Source organism: Acidovorax sp. GW823-FHT02H02 (assembly GCF_058797075.1).
This window is the reverse complement of the sequence record NZ_JBXAJH010000001.1, coordinates 99,252-121,010: the sequence shown is the minus strand read 5'-3', so window position 1 is coordinate 121,010 and position 21,759 is coordinate 99,252. Positions and strand designations below refer to the sequence as shown.

General features: G+C 65.2%; 19 protein-coding genes and 1 tRNA gene. 16 read left to right on the top strand and 4 right to left on the bottom strand.

Features of this window, described 5'->3' with window-relative positions; genetic code table 11:
- Positions 1-121: 121 nt before the first annotated feature.
- Positions 122-685, bottom strand: a complete 564-nt coding sequence (locus tag AC1RDS_RS00540; RefSeq protein WP_092697700.1) for a tetratricopeptide repeat protein — start codon at positions 683-685, stop codon at positions 122-124.
- A 215-nt stretch (positions 686-900) separates the two neighbouring features.
- Here AC1RDS_RS00540 and cysS point away from each other — a divergent pair, with 215 nt between their 5' ends.
- From cysS to AC1RDS_RS00510, 6 genes are all read left to right on the top strand, one after another.
- The gene (cysS, locus tag AC1RDS_RS00535) at positions 901-2,277 is read left to right on the top strand and encodes a cysteine--tRNA ligase (RefSeq protein WP_092697701.1); all 1,377 of its coding nucleotides are present in this window, start codon (positions 901-903) and stop codon (positions 2,275-2,277) included.
- 18 nt (positions 2,278-2,295) lie between these two features.
- Positions 2,296-2,997, top strand: coding sequence for a DNA-3-methyladenine glycosylase family protein (locus tag AC1RDS_RS00530; RefSeq protein WP_369794845.1), 702 nt, complete (start codon positions 2,296-2,298; stop codon positions 2,995-2,997).
- An 82-nt stretch (positions 2,998-3,079) separates the two neighbouring features.
- Positions 3,080-4,057: an acetyl-CoA carboxylase carboxyltransferase subunit alpha gene (locus AC1RDS_RS00525; protein ID WP_092697702.1), complete on the top strand. Its 978-nt coding sequence runs from the start codon at positions 3,080-3,082 to the stop codon at positions 4,055-4,057.
- Between the two features lie 135 nt (positions 4,058-4,192).
- The gene (gene tilS, locus AC1RDS_RS00520; protein WP_139285338.1) at positions 4,193-5,131 is read left to right on the top strand and encodes a tRNA lysidine(34) synthetase TilS; all 939 of its coding nucleotides are present in this window, start codon (positions 4,193-4,195) and stop codon (positions 5,129-5,131) included.
- 80 nt (positions 5,132-5,211) lie between these two features.
- Positions 5,212-6,480 carry an aspartate kinase gene (locus AC1RDS_RS00515; RefSeq protein WP_026435967.1) on the top strand — a complete coding sequence of 423 codons (1,269 nt, stop codon included), beginning with the start codon at positions 5,212-5,214 and terminating at the stop codon, positions 6,478-6,480.
- Positions 6,481-6,523: 43 nt separating this feature from the next.
- Positions 6,524-6,616: transfer RNA gene (locus tag AC1RDS_RS00510), tRNA-Ser, on the top strand.
- A gap of 98 nt (positions 6,617-6,714) precedes the next feature.
- Here AC1RDS_RS00510 and AC1RDS_RS00505 read toward each other — a convergent pair.
- The 3 genes from AC1RDS_RS00505 to AC1RDS_RS00495 are packed head-to-tail and all read right to left on the bottom strand — an operon-like array spanning position 6,715 to position 9,265.
- Positions 6,715-7,134 (bottom strand): RNA-binding S4 domain-containing protein, encoded by a 420-nt coding sequence (locus tag AC1RDS_RS00505; RefSeq protein ID WP_092697704.1) that lies wholly within the window; start codon positions 7,132-7,134, stop codon positions 6,715-6,717.
- Positions 7,131-8,573, bottom strand: a complete 1,443-nt coding sequence (locus AC1RDS_RS00500; RefSeq protein WP_092697705.1) for a sensor histidine kinase — start codon at positions 8,571-8,573, stop codon at positions 7,131-7,133. Before AC1RDS_RS00500 ends, AC1RDS_RS00505 begins: the two co-directional genes overlap by 4 nt.
- A gap of 14 nt (positions 8,574-8,587) precedes the next feature.
- Positions 8,588-9,265 (bottom strand): response regulator transcription factor, encoded by a 678-nt coding sequence (locus AC1RDS_RS00495; RefSeq protein ID WP_092697782.1) that lies wholly within the window; start codon positions 9,263-9,265, stop codon positions 8,588-8,590.
- Positions 9,266-9,391: 126 nt separating this feature from the next.
- Here AC1RDS_RS00495 and AC1RDS_RS00490 point away from each other — a divergent pair, with 126 nt between their 5' ends.
- The 10 genes from AC1RDS_RS00490 to AC1RDS_RS00445 all read left to right on the top strand — a co-directional run bounded on the left by AC1RDS_RS00490 (position 9,392) and on the right by AC1RDS_RS00445 (position 21,639).
- The gene (locus AC1RDS_RS00490) at positions 9,392-10,351 is read left to right on the top strand and encodes a Bug family tripartite tricarboxylate transporter substrate binding protein (RefSeq protein WP_092697706.1); all 960 of its coding nucleotides are present in this window, start codon (positions 9,392-9,394) and stop codon (positions 10,349-10,351) included.
- Positions 10,352-10,479: 128 nt separating this feature from the next.
- Complete coding sequence (locus AC1RDS_RS00485; protein ID WP_092697707.1) at positions 10,480-11,043, top strand: tripartite tricarboxylate transporter TctB family protein; 564 nt, start codon at positions 10,480-10,482, stop codon at positions 11,041-11,043.
- The gene (locus tag AC1RDS_RS00480) at positions 11,043-12,563 is read left to right on the top strand and encodes a tripartite tricarboxylate transporter permease (RefSeq protein WP_092697708.1); all 1,521 of its coding nucleotides are present in this window, start codon (positions 11,043-11,045) and stop codon (positions 12,561-12,563) included. Before AC1RDS_RS00485 ends, AC1RDS_RS00480 begins: the two co-directional genes overlap by 1 nt.
- 155 nt (positions 12,564-12,718) lie before the next feature.
- Positions 12,719-14,221, top strand: coding sequence for a sigma-54 interaction domain-containing protein (locus tag AC1RDS_RS00475; protein WP_026435955.1), 1,503 nt, complete (start codon positions 12,719-12,721; stop codon positions 14,219-14,221).
- A 151-nt stretch (positions 14,222-14,372) separates the two neighbouring features.
- Positions 14,373-15,557 carry a substrate-binding domain-containing protein gene (locus AC1RDS_RS00470; protein WP_092697709.1) on the top strand — a complete coding sequence of 395 codons (1,185 nt, stop codon included), beginning with the start codon at positions 14,373-14,375 and terminating at the stop codon, positions 15,555-15,557.
- Between the two features lie 119 nt (positions 15,558-15,676).
- Positions 15,677-16,453 carry an ABC transporter ATP-binding protein gene (locus AC1RDS_RS00465; protein ID WP_092697710.1) on the top strand — a complete coding sequence of 259 codons (777 nt, stop codon included), beginning with the start codon at positions 15,677-15,679 and terminating at the stop codon, positions 16,451-16,453.
- Positions 16,450-17,259, top strand: a complete 810-nt coding sequence (locus AC1RDS_RS00460; RefSeq protein ID WP_244273641.1) for an ABC transporter ATP-binding protein — start codon at positions 16,450-16,452, stop codon at positions 17,257-17,259. The genes AC1RDS_RS00465 and AC1RDS_RS00460 overlap by 4 nt, the downstream gene beginning before the upstream one ends.
- A gap of 91 nt (positions 17,260-17,350) precedes the next feature.
- The gene (locus AC1RDS_RS00455) at positions 17,351-18,331 is read left to right on the top strand and encodes a branched-chain amino acid ABC transporter permease (protein ID WP_092697711.1); all 981 of its coding nucleotides are present in this window, start codon (positions 17,351-17,353) and stop codon (positions 18,329-18,331) included.
- Positions 18,332-18,346: 15 nt separating this feature from the next.
- Positions 18,347-19,414: a branched-chain amino acid ABC transporter permease gene (locus AC1RDS_RS00450; protein ID WP_092697712.1), complete on the top strand. Its 1,068-nt coding sequence runs from the start codon at positions 18,347-18,349 to the stop codon at positions 19,412-19,414.
- Positions 19,415-19,449: 35 nt separating this feature from the next.
- The gene (locus AC1RDS_RS00445; RefSeq protein WP_244273642.1) at positions 19,450-21,639 is read left to right on the top strand and encodes a 3-hydroxybutyrate oligomer hydrolase family protein; all 2,190 of its coding nucleotides are present in this window, start codon (positions 19,450-19,452) and stop codon (positions 21,637-21,639) included.
- Positions 21,640-21,759: the final 120 nt, after the last annotated feature.

Genomic DNA, 21,759 nt, shown 5'->3' with positions numbered 1-21,759 from the left:
ATCAGAACCGCAGAGCATTGGGACCTGGTCGCTGCAGCGATGAAAATATGGCGCTGAAGCTACCACCGGCCCGCCAGCGGGGCCGGCCGCATGGCTACAAACCCCTGCCCGCGAACGGTTGTCAGGGGCGTGAAGCCGCGGGCTTGGCCGCAGCGCGGGCAGCGGCGGGCTGGAACAGCTCGCGCAGCTGGGCCTGCTTCAATTTGACGGTGGGGTTGTTGGCCTCCATCTGCTGCGCCTTGGCATAGGCCTGGTAGGCCAGCCGGGCGTAGATGTCGCCCAGGTTCTCGTGCGCCGCCGCGTAGGAGGGGTTGTTGCGCACCGCCATCTCCAGCGCCGTGCGGGCCTTGTCCAGCTGGTTCTGGCTGGCGTAGATCACCGCCAGGTTGTTGTAGGGCTCGGGCAGCTCGGGGTATTCCTGAATGAGCTGGGTGAAGGTGGTGATGGCCGCATCGGTCTGGCCGAGGTCGGTCTGCGCCACGCCGCGCAGAAAGCGCAGCTGCGGATCGCGCGGGGCGGCCGTCAGGCGCTGGTCTGCCTTGCCCAGGGCTTCGGCGGCCTTGCCGCTCTTGAGCAACTGGGTGATCTCGGCGTAGTCGCTGGCATGGGCCATGCCAGCGCCCAGCCATGCGGTCAGGGCCAGCAGGCGCAAAAGTCGGGAAAGGGTGCTGCGGACTTGCTTCATGGAGGGAGGGAGGAGATGGGCACCGTCCGGTGCCGGGCGGGGCTTATACTTCGGCGGATTGTAGCTGAGGGGGTTGCCAGGGCGGTACGCTGTTGCCGCTGGTGATTTTGCCGGGCGCCCAGGGCTGGGCGCATCCCCTTGCGGGGCCCGTACCTTTCGCTACCGGGTGAACCGGCTTCACCCGTCTTCCATCCAGTTCCCGTTACAGAAACCCCATGAGCTTGCGCATCTACAACACGCTGTCGCGTGCATTGGAGGATTTTTCCCCGCTCGAACCCGGCCATGTGCGCATGTATGTGTGCGGCATGACCATCTACGACCTGTGCCATATCGGCCACGCCCGCATGATGATGGCGTTCGATGTGGTGCAGCGCTGGCTGAAAAGCAGCGGCTACCGCGTCACCTACGTACGCAACATCACCGACATCGACGACAAGATCATCCGGCGCGCGCTGGAGCGGGGCATCACCATCCGCCAGCTCACCGACGAGATGATCGTCGCCATGCACCAGGACATCGGCGCTCTGGGCATCGAGCCGCCGGCGCTGGAGCCGCGCGCCACCGAATATGTGCCCCAGATGCTGTCGCTGATCGGCCAGCTCGAAGGCAAGGGCCTGGCCTACCGTGCCACCAATGGCGACGTGAACTACGCGGTGCGCAAGTTTGCGGGCTACGGCAAGCTCTCGGGCAAGTCGCTCGACGAATTGCGTGCGGGCGAGCGCGTGGCCGTGCCGGATGGCAAGGAAGATCCGCTCGATTTCGTGCTCTGGAAATCCGCCAAGGAGGGCGAACCGCCCGAGGCCAAGTGGGACAGCTCCTTCGGCACGGGCCGCCCTGGCTGGCACATCGAATGCTCGGCCATGAGCTGCGCCACGCTGGGCGAGACTTTCGACATCCATGGTGGCGGGGCCGACCTGCAGTTCCCGCACCATGAGAACGAAATCGCCCAGAGCGAAGGCGCCACCGGCAAGCCGCTGGCCAGGTTCTGGGTGCACAACGGCTTCGTGCGCGTGGACAACGAGAAGATGAGTAAGTCGCTGGGCAACTTCTTCACCATCCGCGATGTGCTCCAGAGCTACGACGCCGAAACGGTGCGCTTTTTCATCGTGCGTGCCCACTACCGCAGTGCGCTCAACTACAGCGACGCCCACCTCGACGACGCGCGCCAGTCCCTCAAGCGGCTGTACACGGCGCTGAGCCTGGTAGCCCCGGCCCAGGTTTCCATCGACTGGAACGAGCCCCATGCCGCACGTTTCAAGGCGGCCATGGACGAAGACTTCGGCACACCCGAGGCGATTGCCGTATTGTTCGACCTGGCCAGCGAGGTCAACAAGACCCGTTCGCCCGAACTGGCAGGATTGCTCAAGGCGCTGGCAGGCTGCCTGGGGTTGCTGCAAGGCGATCCGCAGGCCTTCCTGCAGGCTGGGGCGGGCTATGACGAGGCCGCCATCCAGGCGCAGATCGCCGCCCGTGCTGCCGCCAAGGCGGGCAAGGATTTTGCGGAGGCTGATCGCATCCGCAACGCCCTGCTGGCCCAGGGCATCGTGCTCAAGGATTCGGCCGCTGGAACGACCTGGGAAGCCGCACAGTGATTTTTTTGAATATGAAATATGCCCCCAGGGCATACGGGGCGAGCAGTGGTAGCTTCTAAAAATGTAGCGACCGAGGTGCTCGCTTCGTCTGGCCCGGCGTTGGCCACGCCCGATTACTGGGCCGAGGCCTGCAAGCACCTGATGAAGAAGGACCGGGTGATGAAGCGCCTGATCCCCCAGTTTGGCGACGCGGCCCTGCAGACACGGGGTGATGCGTTCACCACGCTGGCGCGTTCTATCGTGGGGCAACAGATTTCGGTGAAGGCGGCGCAAACCGTGTGGGAGCGTTTTGCCGCACTGCCGCGCAGCATGAAGCCCGGCCATGTGCTCAAGCTCAAGATCGACGACATGCGGGCCGCCGGCCTGTCGGCCCGCAAGGTCGACTATCTGGTGGACCTGGCCCTGCACTTCGAGGGCGGCAAGCTGCATGTCAAGGACTGGGCGGCCATGGACGACGAGGCCATCATCGCCGAGCTGGTGGCCATCCGTGGCATCGGCCGCTGGACGGCCGAGATGTTTCTGATCTTTTATCTGATGCGGCCCAATGTTCTGCCATTGGACGACGTGGGCTTGATCAACGGCATCAGCCAGAACTATTTTTCGGGTGATCCCGTCAGCCGCAGCGATGCCCGCGAGGTGGCCGAGGCCTGGAAGCCATGGTGCAGCGTGGCGACTTGGTATATTTGGCGATCGCTCGACCCGTTGCCCGTGGCCTACTGAGGCCCGTTTCATCAGTCATGAACCGGTTGCAACATGGGCCTCGCACCAGAGGCACCCAGGGCGCGACCCAAGGAGAAATACGTTGGCGAAAAAGACCTTTCTGGATTTCGAGCAACCGATTGCCGAACTCGAATCCAAAATCGAAGAACTGCGCTACGTGCAGACGGAAAGCGCGGTCGATATCTCGGAAGAAATTGACCAGCTCAGCAAGAAGAGCCAGCAGCTCACCAAGGACATCTACAGCGAGCTGAGCCCCTGGCAGATCACCAAGATCGCCCGCCACCCCGAGCGCCCCTACACGCTCGATTACGTGCGCGACATCTTCACCGACTTCGTCGAGCTGCACGGTGACCGCCACTACGCGGACGACCTGTCCATCGTGGGCGGCCTGGCGCGCTTCAATGGCCACGCCTGCATGGTGCTGGGCCACCAGAAAGGGCGCGACACCAAGGAGCGCGCCATGCGCAACTTCGGCATGAGCAAGCCCGAGGGCTACCGCAAGGCCCTGCGCCTCATGAAGACGGCCGAGAAGTTCAAGCTGCCCGTGTTCACGTTTGTCGACACGCCCGGCGCCTACCCCGGCATCGATGCCGAGGAGCGCGGCCAGTCCGAGGCCATCGGCCGCAACATCTTCGAGATGGCGCAGCTTGAAGTGCCCATCATCACCACCATCATCGGCGAAGGCGGCTCCGGCGGCGCGCTCGCCATCAGCGTGGCTGACCAGGTGGTGATGCTGCAATACGCTATCTATTCCGTGATCAGTCCCGAGGGCTGCGCGTCCATCCTCTGGAAGACCAGCGAGAAGGCCCAGGAAGCGGCCGACGCCCTGGGCATCACCGCGCACCGCCTCAAGGCGCTGGGCCTGGTGGACAAGATCGTGAGCGAGCCCGTGGGCGGCGCCCACCGCGATCCCAAGCAGATGGCGGCTTTCCTCAAGCGTGCGCTGGGCGATGCCTTCCGCCAGGTGGCCGATCTCAAGACCAAGGATCTGCTCGACCGCCGTTATGACCGGCTGCAAAGCTATGGCCGTTTCACCGACACCAAGGCCGACAGCCGCTGACCCCGTGGTGGTGACGGCGACCGCCTTCACCTTGCACCCGTGCCATGGCCCCGCAAGGGGCCTTTGCATTGATGCGGACGCTTTTGCGTCACGGGCGCAGAAGGGCGCGCAGTGACGCTGCCATTTGACACCGCCATGGCGGCCTTTTCGCCCGCATTGCCATTGGCCGTGGGGCTGAGTGGTGGCGCCGATTCGACGGCGCTGCTGCTCGCCTGTGCGCAGAAATGGCCGGGGCAGGTGCAGGCCATTCATGTGCACCACGGCCTGCAGGCCGCGGCCGATGATTTCGAACAGCATTGCCGCGCATTGTGCAGGCGCCTGCAGGTTCCGCTGACCGTGCAGCGCATCGACGCACGCCACGCATCGGGCGAAAGCCCCGAAGATGCTGCGCGCCGGGCAAGATACAAGGCTTTTGAGGCTGTGGCGCTCGCCAGTAATGCGCAAAATGCCATTCATTCAATAGCATTGGCCCAGCATGCGGATGACCAGGTCGAGACGCTGCTGCTGGCTTTGTCGCGCGGCGCCGGCGTGGCGGGGCTGGCCGCCATGCCCGCTGACTGGGAGCGGGGCGGCGTTCGCTGGCACCGGCCCCTGCTGCGCGTGGCGGGGGTGCAGGTGCGTGACTGGTTGCGTGCGCAGGGGCAGGATTGGGTGGAAGACCCCACCAACACCGACGAGCGCTTCACGCGCAACCGCATCCGGGCGCAGCTGCTGCCCGCTCTGGATGCGGCTTTTCCGGCCTTTCGCGACACGTTTGCGCGCTCTGCGTCCCATGCCGCCCAGGCCGCCGAGTTGCTGGACGAGCTGGCGCAGCAGGACCTGGCCCTCACGGGATCGCCCCCGGAGATTCGGCTATTGCAGGGGCTCAGCCGTGCGCGCCAGGCCAATGTCCTGCGCCACTGGCTGCGCGTGGCGCATGCCACCACCCCCTCCGCCGCGCAGCTGGGGGAGCTGCTGGACCAGCTGGCGGCCTGCACCACGCGCGGCCACCGCATTCACATCAAGGTGGGGCGGGGGTTCGTGGTGCGCTCGGGGCCACGCCTCGATTGGTACAATCCCGAGGTTTTGGTCTAACAACGGCACGAAAAACGGCGGCGCACCAAAACAGTGTTTAACCCGCGCTGCGGCTCCAGTTTCGTCACCCCCAATATCCCATGGCATTGATCGTTCACAAATACGGCGGCACCTCGATGGGCTCCCCGGAGCGCATTCGCAACGTTGCCAAGCGCGTGGCCAAATGGGCGCGGGCCGGCCACCAGATGGTGGTGGTTCCCAGCGCCATGAGCGGCGAAACCAACCGCCTGCTCGCCCTGGCCAAAGAGCTGGCTCCCCCACGCGCCACCCCTGCGTACCACCGCGAACTCGACATGCTGGCGGCCACCGGCGAGCAGGCTTCGTCTGCATTGCTGGCCATTGCGCTGCAGGCCGAAGGCATGGGCTCGGTCAGCTATGCCGGATGGCAAGTCCCCATCCGCACCGACAGCAGCTACACCAAGGCGCGCATCGAATCCATTGACGACCAGCGCGTGCGCGCCGATCTGAACAATGGCAAGGTCGTCATCGTGACCGGTTTCCAGGGCATCGACGACGAAGGCAACATCACCACGCTGGGCCGTGGCGGCTCGGACACCTCGGCGGTGGCCGTGGCGGCCGCCATGAAGGCCGACGAGTGCCTGATCTACACCGATGTGGACGGCGTCTACACCACCGACCCGCGCGTGGTACCCGAGGCACGCCGCCTGCAAACGGTGAGCTTCGAGGAAATGCTGGAAATGGCCAGCCTGGGCTCCAAGGTGCTGCAAATCCGCTCGGTCGAATTCGCGGGCAAATACAAGGTGCCCATGCGCGTGCTCTCCAGCTTCACGCCCTGGGACATCGACATCAACGAAGAAGCCAAGTCCGGCACGCTGATCACTTTTGAGGAAGACGAAAAAATGGAACAAGCCGTCGTATCCGGCATCGCTTTCAACCGCGATGAAGCCAAGATTTCGGTGCTGGGCGTGCCCGACAAGCCAGGCATTGCCTACCAGATCCTGGGCGCCGTGGCTGACGCCAATATCGAAGTGGACGTGATCATCCAGAACGTCAGCAAGGACGGCAAGACCGACTTCAGCTTCACCGTCAACCGCAACGACTACGCCCGCACGGTCGAACTGCTCAAGGAAAAAGTGCTACCCGAACTCGGCGCACAGGAAGTGGTCGGCGACACCAAGATCTGCAAGGTGAGCATTGTCGGTATCGGCATGCGCAGCCACGTAGGTGTGGCCAGCAAGATGTTCCGCACCCTGAGCGAAGAGGGCATCAACATCCAGATGATTTCCACCTCCGAGATCAAGACCTCGGTGGTCATCGATGAGAAATACATGGAACTGGCCGTGCGCACCCTGCACAAGGCCTTCGAACTCGACCAGCCAGCCGCCTGAAACCGCCAGAAATGCCTCGGAAATGAGGCATAATAGCGGGATTGGAAACGTGACCGAGTGGCCGAAGGTGCTCCCCTGCTAAGGGAGTATGGGGTGTAGAGCCTCATCGAGGGTTCGAATCCCTCCGTTTCCGCCAAGCAACAAAGCCCTGCATGTCAGGGCTTTTTTTTTCATCCGGTGTGTGAGGTGGTCATCGGCCCACGCGGCGCTTGCAGAGGCAGCGCTCAGGTGGCGTCATTCATCGATGGATGCGCTCCAGCGGTCGCCCCAGTCCTGGGCGCGGTCAATGTTGCGCCGGTCCCTTTTGGTCGGGCGGCCTTCCTGCAGTGTTGCGGCGGGTTCGGGGGCCAGCCGGCGCTGTTCGGCGGCTTTTTCACGGGCGGCGATGCTGTCGGCGGTTTCCTCATACAGGCGTTGTGCGATGGGGGCGGGGCCGCGTGCGCCACTCAAGCCTCGTACGAGCACCGTGCGTGCGACCGGGCCCTGGCGCAAGGCCACGGTGTCGCCGCAGCGCAGGTCGCGGGCGGCCTTGGCGGGCTGGCCGTTTACGGTGACGCGGCCTTTGCCGATTTCTTCGGTGGCCAGGCTGCGGGTTTTGTAGAACCGCGCACACCACAGCCATTTGTCCAGTCGCATCGTTTCGGGGGCATTCATGGAGAGGATTGTGACGCGGTGGTTGTCGGTAAGGTAGCGGCGGGCGGGGGCAGCGGCAGGTGCACGACGGCATCCAGCCCCGCCACAAGACCCGATTCCATGCGGTTGGTCAGCGCAATGCTGCCGCCCAGCGCCTGCACGATCTCGTGGCAGATGGCCAGACCCAGGCCGCTGCCGGTGCGCACGTCGCCCGCCGAGAAGGGCTGGAAAAGGCGGGCGGCCAGTTCATCGTCGATGCCGCTGCCATGGTCGCTTATGCAGAGCACCGCCTGGTGATCGGTGCAGCGCAGTTCCACCGCCAGCTCGCTGCCTTGCGGGGCATGGCGAATGGCGTTGTGCAGCAGATTGCGGGCCAGCTCGCGCAGCATCCATTCGTGGGCAAATACCGTTGCCGGCTCGGTATGGATGCCAAAGTCGAGGTCGCGCTGCGCGATCAGGGGTGACAGATCCAGCGCCACCGCGCGCAGGAGGTCATCGAACCGGGTCGGCGGTGGTGTGCTTTGCTGGCGCAACTGTTCGACCTTGGCGAGGGCGAGCATCTGGTTGGCCAGTTGCGTGGCGCGGTCCACGGTGTCGCTGATTTCCCGCAGGGCCTGGTGCGGGGGTACATCGCCGTGCAGTGCGGACTGCACCTGTGTCTTGAGCACGGCCAGCGGTGTGCGCAGCTGGTGCGAGGTGTCGCGCACAAACCGTTTCTGGTGGCGCAGCAGATGCTGCAGCCGTTGCATGACCTGGTTGGTGCTGTCGATCAGGGGTTGCAGTTCTCGGGGTGCCGAGCTGGCTGCAATCGGACTGAGGTCGCCATCGGGCCGCGCTTGCAATTGCTGGCTGAGCTGGCGCACCGGGCGGGTGGCCCGCTGCACGACGATGACCACGGTGAGCGCGATCACGGCAATCAGCAGCGCTTGCCGGGCCAGCGTGTTCCACAGGATCTGCAGCGCCAGGGTTTCGCGCACTTCCAGTGTCTCTGCCACCTGGATGACCGCCATCCCGCGGCCGCTGGCACTGGCCACGGGTTGCAGCAGCACGGCCACGCGCACGCGGTCGCCGCGGAATTGGTCGTCATAAAAGTCCACCAGCGCCGCATACGGAGGGCGATCCGGAATGCGCCCCTGCCATGCTGGAAGTTCGGCAAACCCCGAGACCATTGCTCCCTGCAGGGTGGAGATGCGGTAGAACATGTGGCTTTGGTTGTCGGCCTCGAAGGCCTCCAGGGCCGCATAGGGCACGATGGCGCGCAATTGCGCCGCGTCGTCGTAGCCCGACACATCCAGCTGTTCGCTGATGGTCTTGGCCGATGCCAGCAAGGTGCGGTCGTAGGCCGTGTTCAGGGATGTCAGTGTCTGCCGGTACAGGCTGAGCGTGTTGAAGCCGATGAACGCCACCACGGGCAGCAGGATGCCCAGCAGCAACCGCCTGCGCAGCGACGGCGCACGCAAGGCAGCCGTCCTTGTCACGTATCGGCCCTGAGCAGATAGCCCAGCCCGCGCAGCGTCATGAGGGTCAGGCCCGTGTCGGCCAGTTTCTTGCGCAGTCGGTACACCACTACCTCGATGGCCTCGTACTGCACGTCCAGCTGCCCGGGGAACACCAGTTCATAAAGGCGTTCCTTGGTGACGGCATGGCCCGGCTGTGCCAGCAGGGCATGCATCAGCGCCAGTTCGCGGGGTGTGAGCTCCATGACGGAGCCGTTGCGGTACAGCGCGCCGCTGTCCTTGTCGTAGCGTATGGCACCGATCTGCACGAAATGGCCCGCAGAAGGCGCGGCGTCCGTGCTGCGCCGCAGCAGGGCGCGCAGCCTGGCCTCCAGCTCGTCCAGATCGAAGGGTTTGGGCAGGTAGTCGTCGGCGCCGGCGTTCAGGCCCAGCACCCGGTCACCCACGGTGCCGCGTGCGGTCAGGATCAGCACCGGCGTGCGCAGCCCGCGCGCGCGGGCCTGCTGCAGCACCTGCAGGCCATCCAGGCCGGGCAGGGTGAGATCGAGTACCACCGCATCGGGTGGCCGTGCCACCCACTGGTTGAGTGCCGCAGCGCCGTCGCCCGCGGCAGTGACCTCCATGCCCCGGCGTGTCAATGCGCGCTGCAGCGTGATCTGCATGGTGGGGTCGTCTTCAACGAGAAGCAATTGCATGCGCGGCACCATAGCACCGACCACACGCGGTTGCGGCATTGGTGTTTTCCCTGAGTGTGCGGACAGCCGTTTGACAGGCTGCGCGCGCATCATCGGGCGGTTCGCCAACCCTACAAGGAGACATCGATGCGTCGCGACACCTTTCTCAAATCCCTGGCTGCGCTGGCCGCTGCCGGAGCCTTGCCCCTGTCGGCCCATGCCGCCAGCGCCGTCAAGATGATGCTGCCTGCCAACCCGGGCGGTGGCTGGGACTCCACCGGGCGCGCCCTGGGCAAGGCATTGCTGGAATCGGGGGCGGCATCGTCGGTCACCTATGACAACAAGGGCGGCGCCGCAGGCGCCATTGGCCTGGCGCAGTTCGTCAACTCCAGCAAGGGCGACCCGAACGCGCTGATGGTGATGGGCGCCGTGATGCTGGGCGGCATCATCACCGGCAAGCCGCCGGTGAGCCTGTCGCAGGCCACGCCCATTGCGCGCCTGACCAGTGAATACAACGTGTTCGTGTTGCCCGCCAATTCGCCTTACAAGAGCATGGCCGAGGTGATCGCCCAGCTCAAGAAAGACCCCGGCAGTGTGAAGTGGGGTGGCGGCTCGCGCGGTTCCACCGAGCACATCGCTGCCGCGATGATTGCGCGTGAGGTGGGTGTGGACCCGGCCCGGATCAACTACGTGGCCTTCCGGGGGGGCGGCGAGGCAATCGCGGCCATCCTGGGCGGCAACGTGACGATTGGCGGTGGCGGCTACAGCGAAATGGCCGAGTACATCGCCACCAAGAAGATGACGCCCATTGCCGTGACCTCGGGCCAGCGCCTGAAGAACTCGACCGTGCCCACCCTCAAGGAGCAGGGCATCAACGTCGAGATCGGCAACTGGCGCGGCGTGTATGCCGCCCCCGGCATCACGGCCGAACAGCGCAAGGCGCTGACGGAGATGGTGGCCAAGGCCGTCAAGAGCAAGAGCTGGGCCGAATCGCTGGAAAAGAACGATTGGACCCCGGCCTGGATGGCGGGCGATGAGTTCGCGAACTTTGTGGACAACGAGTTCGCCAGTCTGCGCGCCACCATGGTCAAGGCCGGAATGGTCTGAGCACTGCCCCGGTACCGTGCACCGCCGCCGCCGGCGGCGGTGCACGGTTTTTTGCGCGTGCCCATTGCGGTGCGCGCCGTGATGCGCGTACCTTGGACCGGTGTTCGAGGACTTGAGAAAACCCAAGCATGTCTGATCCGACAACTCCCCTTTCTTCTGATCCGGGTGCAATCCCCGGCATTGCCAGCAACCTGCCTGCCGTGCGCATGCAGACCGTGGTCGGCGCCGGCGTGCTGCTGACTGCCCTTGCACTGGCGCTGGGCGCCCTGGATATTCCATCCAACGCGGGCTATGGCGGCGTGGGCCCCAACTTTTTGCCGTGGCTGGTGGCGGCCGTACTGGGGCTGTGCGGCTGCGTCCTGCTGTGGGAGGCCCGCACCGGCGGGTTCCACGCCATGGAGGAGCCTAACGGCGCCGCGCGTGCGGACAAGCCGGCATGGGTGTGGGTTTCGACCGGTCTGCTGCTGAACGCTGCCCTCATCACCACGGTGGGCTTCATTCTGAGCTGCACGCTGTGCTATGTGCTCGCCGTGCAGGGGCTGCGCCGGGCTGCGGGGCAAAACGCAGGCACCGCGCGCACCTGGGCGGTGGACGGGTTGACGGGTGTGCTGATCTCGGCGCCCGTCTATTGGACATTCACGCAGTTCCTGGCCATCAACCTGCCAGGGCTCACGCAAACCGGGTGGTTGTGATGGAAATCTTTGATGCACTGATGGCGGGCTTTGCCACCGCCGCCACGCCCGCCAACCTGCTGTGGGCCCTGGTGGGCTGCGCCTTGGGCACCGCCGTCGGCGTGCTGCCCGGCATCGGCCCCGCGGTGGCGGTGGCGATGCTGCTGCCGATCACGGCCAAGGTCGAGGTCACGGCCTCGATGATCTTCTTTGCCGGCATCTATTACGGCGCGATGTATGGCGGCTCCACCACCTCCATCCTGCTGAACACGCCGGGCGAGACCGCCAGCATGGTCACGGCGATGGAAGGCAACAAGATGGCCAAGAGTGGCCGGGCCGGGGCGGCGCTGGCCACATCGGCCATCGGTTCGTTCGTGGCGGGCACCGTTGCCACCGTGGTCGTGACCCTGTTCGCGCCCTATGTGGCCGACTTCGCCGTCAAGCTGGGTCCGCCCGAATACTTCATGCTCATGGTGCTGGCCTTCACCACCGTGAGCGCGGTGCTGGGCAAGAGCACGGTGCGTGGCATGACGGCGTTGTTCGTCGGGCTGGCGGCTGGCTGCATCGGCATGGACCAGATCTCGGGCGCGGCGCGCTACACCGGTGGCAAGTCCGAACTGCTGGACGGCATCGACATCGTGCTCGTTGCCGTGGGCCTGTTCGCGGTGGCCGAGGTGCTGTATGCAGCGATGTACGAGGGCCGCGTGGTCGAGTCGCGCAACACCATGAGCCGCGTGCACATGACCAGGCGCGACTGGAAACGGTCCATTCCGGCCTGGCTGCGCGGCACGCTGATTGGCACGCCGTTTGGCTGCATCCCGGCCGGCGGCACCGAGATCCCGACCTTTCTGAGCTACGCCACCGAAAAGAAGCTGGCCAAGGGCGGCGACAAGGCCGAGTTCGGCACCGCGGGCGCCATCGAGGGCGTGGCTGGTCCCGAGGCCGCCAACAATGCCACCGTGACGGCGGCCATGATTCCGCTGCTGACGCTGGGCATCCCCACCTCCAACACCACGGCGGTGCTGCTGGGCGCGTTCCAGAACTACGGCATCAACCCTGGCCCGCAGCTGTTCACCACCTCGGCCACGCTGGTGTGGGCGCTGATCGCGTCGCTGTACATCGGCAACGTGATGCTGCTGGTGCTCAACCTGCCCATGGTGGGCCTGTGGGTCAAGCTGCTGAAGATCCCCAAGCCGCAGCTGTATGCCGGCATCCTGATCTTTGCCACGGTGGGAGCCTACGGCATGCGCCAGAGCACCTTCGATCTGTTCCTGCTGTATGGCATCGGCATGCTCGGGGTGCTGATGCGGCGTTTTGACTTCCCTACGGCACCTGTCGTGGTGGGCATGATCCTCGGGCCATTGGCCGAGGCGCAGATGCGCAATGCGGTGTCGATTGGCGAGGGCAGCTGGCTGATCTTCGTGCAGCGTCCGATGTCGCTCACGCTGCTCATCATCGTGCTGGCGGTGCTGGTGCTGCCGCGTCTTTTCAAGCACCTGGCGCAGCGCAAGCTGGCGCGGCTGCGGCAGCTGGACGACTGACCGGCAGTCCATCCCCAGCCACTGAAACGCCTGGCCCTGCCAGGCGTTTTGCCTTGTGCAGAACGCTCGCGAACAAGCGATGCTGCTGGGGAAGGATTCTTTCTGCGGACCACCGATCGATGCATTACCCGTGATGCGCCGGGTACCATTGGCCCATGCCATTGCACTCCGAAGCCTCGCCCCTGCCGCTGGATGCCCAGGGCATTCTGGAACTGGCGGCGCGCTCCATGTTCCAGCTGTTCTCCAGCGTCAGCCAGGGCATGTTCCTGGTGGATTGCAGCGGGCGCATTGTGTGGGTGAATGAGGGTTACCAGCGCTTTCTTCCCGACCTGGGCTTTTCGTCGGTGGACCAGTTCGTGGGCCGCACCGTGGAGGAGGTGATCCCCAACACGCAGATGCGCAGCGTGCTCGAAACCGGCCAGCCGGTGCTGATCGACCTGCTCACCAACAAGGCGGGCACTTTTGTGGTCAGCCGCATTCCCTTGCGCGACGAAGCCGAGCGCGTGATTGGAGCCATCGGCATCGTGCTGTTCGACCACCCCGAGACCACGCTGCAACCCCTGATCGGAAAATTTGCCCTGTTGCAGCGCGATCTCGATGACGCGCGGCGCGAGCTGGCCAGCCAGCGCAGCCGCTCGCTGGCCGTGTCGGGCGACGGTGAGCGGCGCGCCAAATACACCTTTGCCAGTTTCATCGGGTCGAGCCCCGCGGCGGCCGAGGTCAAGCGCCAGGCGCGCCGGGCCGCGCAGTCGTCCAGCCCCGTGCTGCTGCTGGGTGAAACCGGCACTGGCAAGGAACTGCTGGCCCATGCCATCCATGCGGCGTCGAGCCGCGCCAGCGGCCCGTTTGTCAGCGTCAACATCGCCGCCGTGCCCGACACGCTGCTCGAGGCCGAGTTCTTCGGCGTCGCGCCCGGTGCCTACACCGGCGCCGACCGCAAGGGGCGCGATGGCAAGTTCAAGCTGGCCGACGGCGGCACGCTGTTCCTCGATGAAATCGGCGACATGCCCCAGAGCCTGCAGGCCAAGCTGCTGCGTGCGCTGCAGGAGGGCGAGATAGAGCCGCTGGGCTCGAACAAGCTGGTGCCGTTCAATGTGCGCGTGGTGGCTGCCACTTCGCGTGATCTGGGCGCCCTGGTGCGCGACAGCCGTTTTCGCGAAGACCTTTTTTACCGGCTGCATGTGCTGCCGGTGCGCGTGCCACCGCTGCGCGAGCGGCGCGGCGACATCCCCGCGCTGGTGGAGGTGCTGGGCGAAGACCTGGCGCTGCGCAACGGCACGGTGCCGCCCGAGTTGCAGCCCGACGCCATGGCATTGCTGGCGGGCCAGCCCTGGCGCGGCAATATCCGCGAGCTGCGCAATGTGCTGGAGCAGGCCGCCATGCGCAGCGATTCGCAGTCCATCGATGCCTACCAGCTCGAAAGCATCCTGCGCGAAGCAGGGGTGGAACCGGCCGCCCCCGTGCCGGCTGCCGTGGCCGACCCCGGGGCATTGGGCGACGAACATTGCCTGCGCCCGCTGGCCGAACAGGTGGCCGAGCTGGAGCGGCGCGCCATTGCCGCGGCGCTCAAGGCCCATGGCGGCAACAAGCAGGCCACGGCCAGGCAGCTGGGTATTTCGCGGGCCACGCTCTATGCACGTCTGGAAAACCCTGAATAAAAAACAGCCATATGTCTGAATTTCAGGCATGTACTGCGTCTGAAATTCAGACGTTTTCATTGCGTTTGCATCATTTGTTCCTATAAATCAACGCCTTGATGGTTGGCACGAACTGTGCAGTGTGCAGGCAAACCCAAAGGAGACAGTCCCCATGCAACGACGCACCCTGGTCGCGCTGGCCGCCTTGGCCGCCACCCTTTCGGCTCCGGTTTTCAGCCAGTCGGGCGAGATCCGTATCGCCCATGTCTACAGCAAGACGGGCCCGCTCGAAGCCTATGGCAAGCAGACGCAGACCGGCCTGCTGATGGGGCTGAACTACGCCACCGGCGGCAGCATGGCCATCAATGGCAAGAAGATCGTGGTGATCGAGAAGGACGACCAGGGCAAGCCCGACCTGGGCAAGAGCCTGCTGGCATCGGCCTATTCGGATGACAAGGCCGACATCGCCGTGGGGCCCACGTCCTCCGGTGTGGCGCTGGCGCTGCTGCCCGTGGCCGAGGAATACAAGAAAATCCTGCTGGTCGAGCCCGCCGTGGCCGATGCCATCACCGGCGACAAGTGGAACAAGTACATCTTTCGCACCGGCCGCAACAGCAGCCAGGACGCCATCTCGAACGCCGTGGCCATCGACAAGCCGGGCGTGACCATTGCCACGCTGGCGCAGGACTATGCCTTCGGCCGCGACGGTGTGAAAGCCTTCAAGGACGCCATCAAGAATGCCAAGCTGGTGCACGAGGAATACCTGCCCACCAGCACCACCGATTTCACCGCCGGCGCCCAGCGCCTGATCGACAAGCTCAAGGACCAGCCCGGCCGCAAGATCATCTGGATCCTCTGGGCCGGCGCGGGCAACCCATTCAAGATTGCCGACCTGGACTTGAAGCGCTACGGCATCGAGATCGCCACGGGTGGCAACATCCTGCCGGCCATGGCCAGCTTCAAGAACTTCCCCGGCATGGAAGGCGCCACCTACTATTACTTCGGTATCCCCAAGAACCCGGTGAACGAGGCCCTGGTGGCCGCGCACTACAAGGAGTTCAAGACACCGCCAGACTTCTTCACTGCGGGCGGCTTCAGCTCGGCCATGGCACTGGTCACGGCGCTCAAGGTCACAGGTGGTGACACCAACACCAACAAGCTCATCAAGACCATGGAAGGCATGAGTTTTGACACGCCCAAGGGCAAGATGACCTTCCGCAAGGAAGACCACCAGGCGCTGCAGAGCATGTACCACTTCAAGATCAAGGTGGACCCGGTCTTCGCCTGGGGCGTGCCCGAGCTGGTGCGCGAAATCAAGCCCGATGAGATGCAGGTTCCGATCCGGAACAAGCGCTGACGACCAGGGCCCGTCGCGCACCGGCGGGCCTGTTACTCCTGTTTTGATAGCTTGAAGCGCTTTGTCATCAAGCGCCTTGGCTGATTTTTCTTTAAATTTTTGTGGAGTCTCGACCTTCGATGTTGGCGACCCATGACCTGACCATCCGCTTCGGTGGCCATGTGGCGGTGAATGCCGTGACCTGCGCGTTCGAGCCGGGCACGCTCACCGCCATCGTGGGCCCCAACGGGGCAGGCAAGACCACCTACTTCAACCTGATCTCGGGGCAGCTCCGGGCCACCAGCGGCCGGGTGACGCTGGGCGGGCAGGTTCTGTCGGGCCTGTCGCCTTCGGCTCGCACGCGTGCGGGGCTGGGCCGGGCGTTCCAGCTCACCAACCTGTTTCCGGGGCTGAGCGTGCTGGAAAACGTGCGCCTGGCCGTGCAGGCCACGCAGGCCGGCAGCCACCGCCGGGGCCTGAACCTCTGGAGCATCTGGAGCGACCACCGCCAGCTCACCGCGCGGGCTGAAGCCATCCTGCAGTCCGTGGCGATGCTGGAGCGGCGCGACACCCCTGTGGCCAGCCTGCCGCACGGCGACCAGCGCAAGCTCGAAGTGGCGCTGCTGATGGCACTGGAGCCGCAGGTCTACATGTTCGACGAGCCCACGGCCGGCATGGGCCACGACGAGGCGCCCGTGATCCTGAACCTGATCCGCGCGCTGAAAAAAGACAAGACCAAGACCATCCTGCTGGTGGAGCACAAGATGGACGTGGTGCGCGAGCTGGCCGACCGCATCATCGTGCTGACGAACGGCACGCTGGTGGCCGACGGCCCGCCCGCCGAGGTGATTGCCTCGCCGGTGGTGCAGGAGGCGTACCTGGGCGTGGCAAAAGACGCAGACAGGGAGGCCGCATGAGCATGGTTCTGATGACTGCCACCGGGCTGTCCGTTGGGGCCAGTTCCCCCCTGGTGGGGCGTGAAGCACGCGCAGCGGCCAGCGCAGGGGCCTTGCTTGAATTGAAAGGCGTGCATACGCACATTGGGGCTTATCACATCCTGCATGGCGTGGATCTGATCGTGCCCCGGGGCCAGCTCACCATGCTGCTGGGCCGCAATGGTGCGGGCAAGACCACCACGCTGCGCACCATCATGGGCCTGTGGCAGGCCTCGCAGGGCCAGATCGCTTTTGACGGGCGCGACATCACGCGCATGCACACGCCGCAGATCGCGCACCTGAACATCGCCTATGTGCCCGAAAACATGGGCATATTCGCCGACCTCACGGTCAAGGAGAACATGCTGCTGGCCGCGCGCAAGGCCGGCAACGCCGCGCAGATGGACCAGGCGCGCCTGCAGTGGATCTTCCGGCTGTTCCCGGCCGTGGAGAAGTTCTGGAACCACCCGGCAGGCAAGCTCAGCGGCGGACAAAAGCAGATGGTGGCCGTGGCGCGCGCCATGGCCGAGCCGCGCGACCTGCTGATCATCGACGAGCCCAGCAAGGGGCTGGCACCGGCCATCATCCACAACATGATCGAGGCCTTCGATCAGCTCAAGCAAAGCGGCGTGACCCTTTTGCTGGTCGAGCAGAACATCCACTTTGCCCAACGCCTGGGCGACACCGTGGCCGTGATGGACAACGGCCGGGTGGTGCACGCGGGCAGCATGGCCGCGCTGGCCGAGGATGAGGCGCTGCAGCGCAAGCTGCTGGGGTTGTCGCTATGAATTGCATGTCAAAACAACCTGCAGCGCTTGATGGTAAAGCGCTATCAGCCGGCCAAAAAGTAGCATCGGATATGTCCAGGGGAGACCGCGCATGAACAGGCCGCTGGACTGGAAGCCGCTGGTGCTGGTGCCGCTGCTGGCCCTGCTGGTGCTGCCCTTCATCGGCTCGCCCAGCACCTGGCTCACGCTCACCGTGGCGGGGCTGGCCATGGGCATGATCATCTTCATCATTGCCTCGGGCCTCACGCTGGTGTTCGGCCTGATGGACGTGCTGAACTTCGGCCATGGCGTGTTCATTGCGTTGGGCGCCTTCGTGGCCACCGGCGTGCTGGGCGCCATGGGCAACTGGACGGGCTCGGCCGAACTCTGGCGCAACCTCGCGGCGGTGCTGCCGGCCATGCTGGTGGCCATGGCGGTGGCCGGCGCCGTGGGCCTGGCGTTCGAGCGCTTCATCGTGCGGCCGGTGTACGGCCAGCACCTCAAGCAGATCCTCATCACCATGGGCGGCATGATCATTGGTGAAGAGCTGATCAAGGTCATCTGGGGCCCCGCGCAGATCCCGCTGCCGTTGCCCCAGGGCATGCGCGGCAGCTGGCTGCTGGGCGATGCCGCCGTCGAAAAATACCGCGTGGTGGCCGTGCTGGTGGGGCTGATGGTGTTTGCGCTGCTGGCCTGGACGCTGTCGCGCACCAAGGTCGGCCTGCTGATCCGTGCGGGCGTGCAGGACCGCGAGATGGTCGAGGCGCTGGGTTACCGCATCCGCCGCTTGTTCGTGGGCGTGTTCGTGGCGGGCTCGGCGCTGGCCGGCCTGGGCGGTGTGATGTGGGGGCTGTACCAGCAAAGCGTGGTGCCGCAGATGGGTGCGCAGGTCAATGTGCTGATCTTCATCGTGATCATCATCGGCGGCCTGGGCAGCACGGGTGGCGCGCTGATTGGCGCGCTGCTGGTGGGACTCATGGCGAACTACACCGGCTTCCTGGTACCCAAGGTGGCGCTGTTTTCCAACATCGCGCTGATGGTGGTCATCCTGCTGTGGCGCCCACAGGGTGTTTACCCCGTCGCCAACCGTTGAAGAGGAACACCACACATGCTGAACCGACTTCTCTCCGGCGACTACCCGCGCAGCCAGCTGCTCGCGGTCATGCTTGTGGCCATTTTTCTGGGGCTGGCGTTTGCGCCCTTCCTGTTTCCGGGCGTCAAGGCGCTCAATGTCGCCGCCAAGGTGCTGGTCTTCGTGGTGCTGGCGGCCAGCTTCGACCTGCTGCTGGGCTACACCGGCATCGTGAGCTTTGCCCACACCATGTTCTTTGGCATCGGGGCCTACGGCATCGCTGTGGCCAACACGCGTTTGGGGCCCACCTGGACGGCGCTGGGCGTGGGCATGGGCGGCGCGCTGCTGCTGTCGCTGCTGCTGTCCTTGGCCGTGGGGCTCTTTTCGCTGCGCGTGCGGGCCATCTTTTTCGCCATGATCACGCTGGCCGTGGCCGCTGCGTTCCAGACGCTGGCCTCGCAGCTCTCGGACATCACGGGCGGTGAGGACGGGCTCACGTTCAAGGTGCCCGAGATCCTTTCGCCGAGCTTCGAGCCGTTCGAGGAACCCTTCCTGGGAGTCACCATCGACGGGCGCCTGATTTGCTATTACCTGCTTTTCGTGGCCGCCGTGGCCCTGGTGCTGGCGCTGCTGCGCATCGTCAACTCACCCTTCGGCCGCGTGCTGCAGGCCATCCGCGAAAACGAGTTCCGTGCCGAGGCCATCGGCTACCGCGTGGTGGTGTACCGCACCACATCGAGTGTGCTGTCGGCTCTGTTTGCCACCCTGGCCGGTGCCATGCTGGCGCTCTGGCTGCGCTACAACGGGCCCGATACCTCGCTCAGCTTCGAGATCATGATGGATTGCCTGCTCATCGTGGTGATCGGCGGCATGGGCACCATCTACGGCTCGGTCATCGGTGCCGTGCTGTTCGTGGCGGCGCAAAGCTACCTGCAGGACCTGCTGCGCTTGGGGCACGAAGCCACCACCAGCCTGCCGTGGCTGTCTGCCTTGCTCTCGCCCGACCGCTGGCTGCTGTGGCTGGGCGTGCTGTTTGTTTTGTCCGTTTACTACTTCCCCACCGGTGTGGTGGGGCGCCTGCGATCCCTGCGCGCCCAGGCCTGAGCGCGCTTTTCTGTGGCAGTAAAAAAGGAGACAACATGAAAGTGCATCTGCAGGACAAACGCGCCCTGAAAGTGGCCATGACCGCGTTGGCGGGGGCCGTTCTGGCCGCGTGCGGTGGCGGGTCTTCGGCCCCGACCAACCAACTTCCCACCGGCGTGACGCAGGTCAGTGCCACGGTCTATCCAGCGACCACGGTGGGCACGGGCGCCACCGCCGCCACCCAGGACCTGCTGACCGGCGGCATCGGCAAGACCGGCCTGGGCGGGGCCGCACCGGCCTATGCCGATTCCGCCAATCCCACGGCGGCCGAGCTGCGCCGCAACGCGCTGTATTCCAACTATCGCGGCATCCTCGACCCCTCGGTAGGTGGTGGCTACGGCACGCTGTACGGCCCCAACGTCACTGCGGCCGGTGCCGTCACCACCAGTGAAGGCCTGATTCCGGGCCGCGAATACGTGGCTGTGCTCGACGATGGCTCGGGCCGCAAGCGCACGGTGATTGCCGTGCAGGTGCCCGACAGCTTCAACCAGGCCAGCCCCTGCGTGGTGCTGGGCGCATCGTCGGGCTCGCGCGGGGTGTATGGCGCCATTGGAACGGCCGGTGAATGGGGCCTCAAGAAGGGTTGTGCCGTGGCGTTGACCGATGCTGGCAAGGGCGTGGGCCTGTACGACATGATGGATGACACCGTGCACAAGATCGATGGCACGCGCGCCACCCGCACGGCGGCCGGCACCCTCAATTTCTTTGCCGCCAATATCACCGATGCGGCCCGGGCCGCCTACAACGCCCTGTTCCCGAACCGGCTGGCCCTCAAGCAGGTGCACTCGCAGCAGAATCCGGAAAAAGACTGGGGCAACGACACGCTGGCGGCGGGCCGCTATGCGATGTTTGTGCTGAACGATCGCTATGGCACGGTTGCCAACCCGGTGCCGTTCACGCCCGAAAACACGATCGTGATCGCCGGCTCGGCATCCAACGGCGGTGCAGCCTCGCTGGGCGCGGCCGAAAAAGACAGCGGTGGGCTGATCGACGGTGTGGTGGCCTCCGAGCCCGTGACCGAAATGCCCACCGCCAGCGGCTACGGCATCCAGTTCGGCGGTGCGGCCGTCACGGGCTACGGCAAGACGCTGGCCGATTACACGACCTACGGCAACATCTACCAGCCCTGCGCAGCGCTGGCGGCCGGTGCGGCCATGGCTGAAACCTCGATCTTCAATTACATCCAGCTGGTGAGCATGACAGCCCGGGCCACGGCACGCTGCGATGGCCTGGCGGCCAAGGGGCTGGTCAGTGGCGCCGACACGGCGGCCCGTTCGCTGGATGCGCTCAACAAGCTGCGCGCCTTTGGCTGGACGCCCGACAACGACCAGATGCACAACGCCCACTATGCATTGGGCAACGGCCCCATCCTGTCGGCCATGTACCCGGTGAGCTATGGGCGTTTCCCGGTCGAGGCCAATGTCTGCAATACCAGCTTTGCGGCTGTGAATGCCGCTACGGGCGTGCCGGTTGCGGTGGCACCTGCGGCGTTGGCACAGAGCTTTGCCACGGCCAATGGCACCGCCAACGGCACACCGGCCACCGTGGTCTACAACGACTCGGTGGGCGGTGCCAAGGCCTGGCAATTCGCCATTTCGCCCTCGACCGGCGTGGCTGACTTCGGCCTGGATAACGCCCTGTGCCAGCGCGCGCTGGTCACGGGCACCGATCCGGTCAGCGGCACGGCGCTCACGGCCACCACCATGCCCACCAAGGCGCAGAGCGACGCCGTGCGCGCCGGCATCGCCGAGGTGGTGCTCAACGGCAACCTGCGCGGCAAGCCCACCATCATCGTCAGCGGCCGCAGCGACGCCCTGGTGCCGGTCAACAACAACGCGCGTGCCTATGCCGCCTACAACAAGGTGGTGGAAGGTGCCGACAGCAAGCTGCGCTACATCGAGGTGACGAACGGCCAGCATTTCGACGCCTTCCTGCCGTTTTCCGGGTTTGATACGCGCTTCGTGCCGCTGCACCCTTACTTCAACCAGGCCATGGACGCGATGTATGCGCACCTGAAATCGGGCACCGCCTTGCCCGCCAGCCAGGTGGTGCGTACCACGCCACGCGGTGGCAATCCCGGTGCAGCGCCGGCCATCACGGCCAGCAATGTGCCGCCCTTTGTGGCGGCGCCCGTGGTGGCGAATCAGATCGGGTTTGCCGGTACATCGCTGAGCGTGCCCAACTGAGCGCCTGCGAGGCCATCCGCCATGCCCCTGGAGCGTGAACGCATTTTCACGACCCGCTCGGGGCATGGCGGGTTCTTGCCCCTGGCCGAACATGCAACTACTTTCGCAGCGAAATCCGAA

Bases quoted from the DNA above. Each gene is read 5' to 3' on its own strand.
- AC1RDS_RS00465 (WP_092697710.1), top strand. From the start codon at position 15,677: ATGTTGGCGACCCATGACCTGACCATCCGCTTCGGTGGCCATGTGGCG.
- cysS (WP_092697701.1), top strand. From the start codon at position 901: ATGAGCTTGCGCATCTACAACACGCTGTCGCGTGCATTGGAGGATTTT.
- AC1RDS_RS00515 (WP_026435967.1), top strand. From the start codon at position 5,212: ATGGCATTGATCGTTCACAAATACGGCGGCACCTCGATGGGCTCCCCG.
- AC1RDS_RS00480 (WP_092697708.1), top strand. From the start codon at position 11,043: ATGGAAATCTTTGATGCACTGATGGCGGGCTTTGCCACCGCCGCCACG.
- AC1RDS_RS00485 (WP_092697707.1), top strand. From the start codon at position 10,480: ATGTCTGATCCGACAACTCCCCTTTCTTCTGATCCGGGTGCAATCCCC.
- AC1RDS_RS00455 (WP_092697711.1), top strand. From the start codon at position 17,351: ATGAACAGGCCGCTGGACTGGAAGCCGCTGGTGCTGGTGCCGCTGCTG.
- AC1RDS_RS00490 (WP_092697706.1), top strand. From the start codon at position 9,392: ATGCGTCGCGACACCTTTCTCAAATCCCTGGCTGCGCTGGCCGCTGCC.
- AC1RDS_RS00470 (WP_092697709.1), top strand. From the start codon at position 14,373: ATGCAACGACGCACCCTGGTCGCGCTGGCCGCCTTGGCCGCCACCCTT.
- AC1RDS_RS00530 (WP_369794845.1), top strand. From the start codon at position 2,296: ATGCCCCCAGGGCATACGGGGCGAGCAGTGGTAGCTTCTAAAAATGTA.
- AC1RDS_RS00460 (WP_244273641.1), top strand. From the start codon at position 16,450: ATGAGCATGGTTCTGATGACTGCCACCGGGCTGTCCGTTGGGGCCAGT.
- AC1RDS_RS00475 (WP_026435955.1), top strand. From the start codon at position 12,719: ATGCCATTGCACTCCGAAGCCTCGCCCCTGCCGCTGGATGCCCAGGGC.
- AC1RDS_RS00450 (WP_092697712.1), top strand. From the start codon at position 18,347: ATGCTGAACCGACTTCTCTCCGGCGACTACCCGCGCAGCCAGCTGCTC.
- AC1RDS_RS00495 (WP_092697782.1), bottom strand. From the start codon at position 9,265: ATGCAATTGCTTCTCGTTGAAGACGACCCCACCATGCAGATCACGCTG.
- tilS (WP_139285338.1), top strand. From the start codon at position 4,193: ATGGCGGCCTTTTCGCCCGCATTGCCATTGGCCGTGGGGCTGAGTGGT.
- AC1RDS_RS00540 (WP_092697700.1), bottom strand. From the start codon at position 685: ATGAAGCAAGTCCGCAGCACCCTTTCCCGACTTTTGCGCCTGCTGGCC.
- AC1RDS_RS00505 (WP_092697704.1), bottom strand. From the start codon at position 7,134: ATGAATGCCCCCGAAACGATGCGACTGGACAAATGGCTGTGGTGTGCG.
- AC1RDS_RS00445 (WP_244273642.1), top strand. From the start codon at position 19,450: ATGAAAGTGCATCTGCAGGACAAACGCGCCCTGAAAGTGGCCATGACC.